The sequence below is a fragment of the Daejeonella sp. genome (assembly GCF_049655485.1).
In the GTDB taxonomy this organism is placed as follows: domain Bacteria; phylum Bacteroidota; class Bacteroidia; order Sphingobacteriales; family Sphingobacteriaceae; genus Daejeonella.
In genome coordinates this window covers 1-2,202 of record NZ_JBASJU010000445.1, presented here as the reverse complement: position 1 = coordinate 2,202, position 2,202 = coordinate 1, and the positions used below count along the sequence as shown (strand labels likewise).

3 protein-coding genes are annotated in these 2,202 nt (G+C 40.3%); all 3 read right to left on the bottom strand.

Annotated elements, in window-relative coordinates:
* Positions 1–76: 76 nt before the first annotated feature.
* A complete protein-coding gene (locus WBJ10_RS17705; protein WP_424292712.1) occupies positions 77–586 on the bottom strand; it encodes a phosphoribosyltransferase family protein in 510 nt (169 codons plus the stop codon).
* A gap of 111 nt (positions 587–697) precedes the next feature.
* Positions 698–1,090 carry a hypothetical protein gene (locus tag WBJ10_RS17700; RefSeq protein ID WP_424292710.1) on the bottom strand — a complete coding sequence of 131 codons (393 nt, stop codon included), beginning with the start codon at positions 1,088–1,090 and terminating at the stop codon, positions 698–700.
* An 8-nt stretch (positions 1,091–1,098) separates the two neighbouring features.
* A partial coding sequence (gene rlmD / locus WBJ10_RS17695; protein WP_424292708.1) for a 23S rRNA (uracil(1939)-C(5))-methyltransferase RlmD occupies positions 1,099–2,202 on the bottom strand: 1,104 nt, incomplete at its 5' end.

The window sequence follows — 2,202 nt, the reverse complement described above, 5'->3', positions numbered from 1 at the left end:
AAAACTGAAAACTGCCTCGTTAATTTACTGTTTTTCACGCAAGGGTGCATTTGCTTCTGTTTTCCGTTTTCAACTTTCAACTCAAATACACGGCATCCGCTTCCGATTTCACCCCCATCACAACATCCACGTGTTCCTTTAAAATAGTAGCAAGCTCGAGTCCTTTATAGTCAGGCGAGACTGGGAAAATGCGGTGGCTTCTGTCAATAAGTACAAGGGTTCTTAACTTTTTAAGTGGAATGTCCAGAAAAACACCCAAGCCATAAGCAAGTGTTCTTCCGCTATTAAGAACATCATCAACAAGAATTACGACTTTGTTAGAAGCTTTAGCTACTTCCATGTCTGTGATAGCCTTTAGGTGAGTACTATCCTTGTCGAGTTCGATCTTCATCAATATGACCTTGATCTCAGAAATAGACTCTATTTCTTTTTTGATTTGTTTGGCGATAATGTATCCTTTATCAACAATCCCTGCTACGACAATCTCCTTCTCATTCAGGTTATCTTCAAGGATTTCAAAAGCCATCCGCTCAATCTTTTGCTTGATCTGCTTTTTATCTAATATTAATAGTTTCTTTCCGGCCATTTCCCTAAAATTTCGCTTGAAAATACATATTCTCAAAGATACATAGGGAGCTTAAATAAAATAATTGACCATAGCTTCCAGAGCCCCCCGAATACGTAAGATATAAATTAATTAATGATAAGGGAAGAAGACAAAATTTGCTCCTTCAGGCACGATTACAAAGACACACATGAACTGATAGGCGTCTTTATATTGTTTTAGGAACTTCTCCTGCTTATCAGGGAGTATCAAACCTTTCTCCATAAACTCTTCAAGTGTTGAAGCGTGGATGCTCCAGTCGGTATTCAGGTCATTTTTATCCAGGATAACTTCTCCAAGTTTTACTTCATGCTGGTGGGCCACAAAGATGGGATGAGCAGAAATGCCTTCGACCATGATTTCGTTAGCGACTTCTTTTAGAGATTCATTATAGAATTTCAGATCAGCTTCCAGGGTTTTAAGAGGGCTTTCTTTTTTTTGCCCTTCATCATTTCCTTCTGTATTTAACAGGTCTTTAATATCCATATCGACAATTATAAAAGTGCTGGCATCTCTTTTTTAAGTTCCAATAGTGCGACGTTCTCCACGTGCTGCGTATGCGGGAACATATCTACCGGACGAATTCGGGTTAGATCATACTTTTCCTTCAACAGGGCAATGTCGCGCGCCTGTGTAGCTGCATTGCAACTCACATAAACAATCTTTTCCGCTTCCATTTCTAGCAAACGGCTGACAACATCCGGATGCATTCCTGCCCGTGGAGGATCTGTAATTACAACATCAGGTTTACCATTTTCAGCGATGAATTCGGCATTCAGGATATCCTTCATATCGCCTGCATAAAAGCTGGTATTAGTTATATTGTTGATCTCTGAATTTATCTTCGCATCCTCAATGGCAGTCGGTACGTATTCAATACCAATCACATTCTTAACATCTGCCGCAACAAAGTTTGCAATTGTGCCGGCTCCTGTATAAAGGTCGTAAACAAGTTCATCTCCCTTGAGGCCTGCAAAATCTTTGGTTATTTTATATAGCTCAAATGCTTGTTCCGAATTGGTTTGATAGAATGATTTCGGACCGATTTTGAATTTAAGCCCGTTCATATTTTCAAAGATATGATCCGGCCCATTGTAGATCACAATATCCTGGTCGAAGATCGTATCGTTCTTTTTCTGGTTAATGATATATAGAAGTGAGGTTATTCCAGGAAACTCCTTTTTTAAAAACTCCATAGTTCCGGTGATTTGTTCTTCCAGGGGATACGCGAATACAACGATCACCATCAGTTCACCAATACTTGAAGTCCTGATGATTAGATTTCGCAAAGCACCTTCATGATTCCTCAGGTTGTAAAATGAGATTTCGCTTGCCAGGGCATAGTCTCTAAGTCGGTTCCGTATGTCGTTCGATGGATCGGCCTGTAGATGGCAATGTTCGATATCCAGGATTTTATCGAAACGGCCGGGAATGTGATATCCCAAAGCATTCATCTCCATTGTTTCCTGGTTGTCCATATCTACATCAGTAAGCCAACGTTTATCCGAAAAGGTATATTCTAATTTGTTGCGGTAGTAGCGGGATGCTTTGGAGCCGAGGATGGTCTCCATTCCCGACACATCTACCTTTGCTAAACG

Coding starts and splice junctions, on each gene's coding strand:
- WBJ10_RS17700 (WP_424292710.1), bottom strand. CDS start 1,090: ATGGATATTAAAGACCTGTTAAATACAGAAGGAAATGATGAAGGGCAA.
- WBJ10_RS17705 (WP_424292712.1), bottom strand. CDS start 586: ATGGCCGGAAAGAAACTATTAATATTAGATAAAAAGCAGATCAAGCAA.